4 protein-coding genes are annotated in these 4,026 nt (G+C 70.8%); 3 read left to right on the top strand and 1 reads right to left on the bottom strand.

The window, feature by feature from the left end; translation table 11 throughout:
* Window positions 1-90: 90 nt before the first annotated feature.
* On the bottom strand, window positions 91-2,373 hold the full coding sequence (locus ACFWBT_RS42140; RefSeq protein ID WP_385709874.1) for an MMPL family transporter: 2,283 nt from the start codon (window positions 2,371-2,373) through the stop codon (window positions 91-93).
* A gap of 298 nt (window positions 2,374-2,671) precedes the next feature.
* Between ACFWBT_RS42140 and ACFWBT_RS42135 the strand changes: the two genes are divergently transcribed.
* From ACFWBT_RS42135 to ACFWBT_RS42125, 3 genes are all read left to right on the top strand, one after another.
* Window positions 2,672-3,220: a DUF1697 domain-containing protein gene (locus ACFWBT_RS42135; protein WP_385709871.1), complete on the top strand. Its 549-nt coding sequence runs from the start codon at window positions 2,672-2,674 to the stop codon at window positions 3,218-3,220.
* Window positions 3,213-3,584, top strand: a complete 372-nt coding sequence (locus ACFWBT_RS42130; protein WP_385709868.1) for a DUF4440 domain-containing protein — start codon at window positions 3,213-3,215, stop codon at window positions 3,582-3,584. Before ACFWBT_RS42135 ends, ACFWBT_RS42130 begins: the two co-directional genes overlap by 8 nt.
* A 48-nt stretch (window positions 3,585-3,632) precedes the next feature.
* Window positions 3,633-4,026 (top strand): ketopantoate reductase family protein (locus ACFWBT_RS42125; RefSeq protein WP_385709866.1); only part of this gene is annotated, 394 nt, incomplete at its 3' end.

Genomic DNA, 4,026 nt, shown 5'->3' with positions numbered 1-4,026 from the left:
CTCCCCGAAGGGAGGCGGCCGACGGGCCCTGAGGGACCGACAGGCCCTGGAGGATACGGAGTCGCTCCGGCCGGTGGTTCCGGTGGCCGGCTACACCCCGGCCCGCTCGCCCTCGATCGTCACCGGCGCCGGAGCCGCGACGGCCTCGGGTGCCTCGTCGTGCGTGAGGTCGGGCATCCGGTTCAGCCACTTCGGCAGGTACCAGTTGCGCTCGCCGAGCAGCGCCATCACCGCGGGGAGCAGCACACCCCGGATGATCGTCGCGTCGATGAGCACAGCGGCCGCCAGGCCCACACCCATCTGCTTCATGGACTGCATCGACAGCGTTCCGAAGATCGCGAAGACGGCGACCATGATGACGGCGGCGCTGGTGACGACACCGGCCGTGGTGACCACTCCGTGCCGGATCGCGTCCTTGGTGCTGCGGCCCCGCAGCCGTGCCTCACGGATCCGGGAGACCACGAACACGTGGTAGTCCATCGAGAGCCCGAAGAGGATCACGAAGAGGAACAGCGGCAGCCAGGTGACGATGGCGCCGACGCCCTCCGCGCCCACCAGGGACGCGCCCCAGCCGTGCTGGAAGACCGCGACCAGGATGCCGTAGGCGGCCGCCACCGAGAGGAGGTTGAGGACGATCGAGGTGATCGCGATCGTCAGCGAACGGAAGGAGAGCAGCATCAGGATGAAGGCGAAGACGACCACGAAGGCGAAGACCGGGGTCACCGAGCCGACCAACTGGTCGTTGAAGTCGTGCGATCCAGCGACCTGCCCGGTGATCGGAGCCTCCAGGCCGTCGACCTTGCCGAGCGTCTCAGGGCGCACCGTGTCGCGCAGCAGCTCCAGGCTCTTCTCCGCCTTGTCCTGATCGGAACCGCCGACCAGCGGGACGTAGACGAAGGCGACGTTGTGCTCCGCGTGCACCTTGATGTCGACCGGACCGCGCGAGGCGCCCGAACTGATCGCCGCCGCACGGAAGTCGGTGAGCGCCGCCTTCACATCGGCGGCGTTGATGTCCCGCGCCTTGACGACCACCTCGGCCGGCTCGGAGCCGCCGGGGAAGGCGTCGTTGACCCGGTTGTACGTGCCCACGATCGGCAGCGAGTTGCCGAACTCCTTGTCCAGGGTGAGCTGTTGGGTCTTCATGCCGAGTGCCGGAGCGGCGATGGCGAGCAGCGCGCCCGTGGCGACGACCAGGGAGATCGCGGGCCGGGCGAGCACGACGCGCAGGACGGCACTCCAGAACCGGCTGCCCTCGTCGGCCGGGCGGCGCTTGCTCCGGCCGCCGTTCGCGCCGCGCCGCTTGGCCCGGTGCAGGAACGGGAGGCGGCCCTTCTCGACCCGCTCGCCGAGCAGGGAGAGCAGCGCGGGAAGCACGGTCACCGAACCGACCATGGCGACGGCGACGACCATCAGCGAGGCCAGGCCCATCGCCTCGAACTCGGCGAGCCCGGTGAAGAGCATGCCCGCCATCGCCACGCACACGGTGACACCGGAGACGATGATGGCGCGGCCGCTGGTCGCGGCGGCGATCCGCAGCGCGGTGGCGGCGTCACGGCCCGCCTCGCGCTCCTCGCGCTCACGCCGCAGATAGAACAGGCAGTAGTCGACACCGACGGCCAGACCCACCAGCAGCATCACGGAGTTGGCCGTGTCGCTCATCGGCATCAGGTGGCTGACGACGCCCATCAGACCCATCGTCGCCATGATGGCGGTGACCGCGAGCGCCACCGGAAGCAGCGCGGCGACCAGCGCGCCGAACGCGATCAGCAGGATGCCGAGCGCCACGGGGACGGCGGAGAGTTCGGCCTTCTGGAAGTCGTCGCCGAACGCGTCGTCGTACTGCTTCATCATGCTGGCGCCGCCGATCTCCTCGATCCGCAGCCCGGCGTGGTCCTTCTGTACGCCCTTGACGGCGTTCAGCACGGGCTCGACGCGCTCGCCCGCCGTCTCGGAGTCGCCGCGCATGTCGAACTGCACGAGCGCGCTGCGGCCGTCCTTCGAGATCGTCTTCGTGTCGTACGGCGATGTCACGTCCGTGACCTTGCCGGTGGCGTCGACCGCCTCGACGACCGCGGCGACCGCGCTCCGGAACTCCGCGTCCGTGGCCTTGGTGCCCGCGTCCTTCGCCTGGATCAGGACCGTCTCGCCGGCCGGCTCCTTGATGTCGGCGTCCTCGATGATCTTGGCCGCGGTGTGCGTCTCGCCCTTGAGCTGGTCGCTCTCCTTGACGTCGACGCGGCCCGCCGCGGAGCCGAGGCCCATCGCCAGGACGACGAACAGCACCCAGATCCCGACGGCCGCCCATCGGTGGCGGGCGCTCCAGCCGCCTGCTCGCGCGGCGATGCCCCGCACCCGTGTGTCTCCGTTCCCCATGACGGGCCAGCCCCCTTGTGCACGGTGGCAACCCCCTGCCGCCACCTTTCGTATTGACGGTATGGGGCGGGCAAGCGCGTCTCCTCGTACTGCCTGGTGAACCCTCCGTCCCCCGACTCCTCCCCGCGGACCCCGGGGTCTCCGCACTGGGGAGGACGCAGGCCCCTTACACGTAATGGCTCTTCTCGGGGACGCCGCTCAGGGACGACCACGTCGTGGAGGCCGCGGCACGGCCCCGTGGCACCCCGGCCGTCGTGCCCACCCCCGCGGGGCACGGCGCCCGTTTTATGGTGTGCGGATGACGACGACGTACGCGGCGCTGTTGCGCGGCATCAATGTGGGCGGTGCGAAGAAGGTGCCGATGGCCGAGCTGCGCACCCTGATGGAGGGACTCGGGTACGGCGACGTCCGCACGTATCTCCAGAGCGGGAACGCGGTGTTCAGCAGCGGCCACGGCGACGAGGACTCCCTCGCCGAGGAGCTCTCCGGGGCCATCGAGAAGCACTTCGGCTTCGGTGTCGGTGTGCTCGTCCGTGATCACGGCTATCTGCGGGCCGTCCGGGAGGCATGCCCGTTCCCGGCCGCCGAACTGGAGGCCAAGCAGCTGCACATCACGTACTTCTCGGACCCCGTCGACCCCGGGCGCTTCGCCTCCGTGGAGCCCGCGGCCTTCCTCCCCGAGGAGTTCCGCCTGGGGGACCGCGTCCTCTACCTGTACGCGCCCGACGGTCTCGGCCGCTCCAAGCTGGCGGAGGCCCTGGCGAAGCCCAGGCTGCTCAAGGGCGTCCTCGCCACCACACGGAACTGGAACACCGTCGTCAAGCTGGAGGAACTGACCGGTGCCTGAGCGCAATGCCGCCGTCGAGGCCGCCATCGAGGGCGAACTGCGCCTGCTCGACCCGGCGGTCCGCCGCTCGCCCGACCTCGTCGGCGCGCTGCTGCACCCCGAGTTCTACGAGTTCGGCCTGTCCGGACGCATCTGGGACCGCGCCTCGATCGTCGCGTCGCTGGCCGCGGAGACGGAGACCGGGAGCCGCAGTACGACCTCGCGCATGAGGGGGGTCCAGCTCGCCGCCGACCTGGTCCATCTGACGTTCGACACCGACAACAACGGCCGCCGGGCGCACCGGAGTTCACTGTGGCGGCTGACCGGGAACGAATGGCTCCTGTACTTCCACCAGGGCACCCCGTTCGGCGCCGTAGAGGGGTGACCCGCCGAACCCGCCGCCCGCTGCACCCTTCTGAGCGAGGCTCGACGTATGCGCTACATCATCATCGGGGCCGGGGCGGTCGGCGGAGCCGTCGGGGGTCGGCTCGCCGAGGCGGGGCACGAGGTCGTTCTCGTGGCCCGGGGCGCGCATCTCGCGGCGCTGCGTGCCGACGGGCTGCGGTTCGTGACCCCCGAGGGCTCGCGCACCCACCGGCTCCCCGCGGTCGACGGACCGGAGGCGCTCGGGGAACTGCGCGGTGACGACGTACTGGTCCTCACCGTGAAGACCCAGGACAGCGAGGCGGCCCTGCGGGACTGGGGACCGAGTCCGGTCGCGGGCGGCGGCACGGCCGCCGAGCGGCTGCCGGTGGTCTGCGCGCAGAACGGCGTCGAGAGCCGCCGTCTGGCGCTGCGCCGCTTCCGCCGGGTGTACGGGGTCTGCG

Origin of the sequence: Streptomyces sp. NPDC060027 (assembly GCF_042737005.1) — a bacterium.
GTDB lineage: Bacteria > Actinomycetota > Actinomycetes > Streptomycetales > Streptomycetaceae > Streptomyces.
The sequence above is the reverse complement of the archived record's forward strand: the minus strand, read 5'-3'. Positions and strand labels throughout refer to the sequence as shown.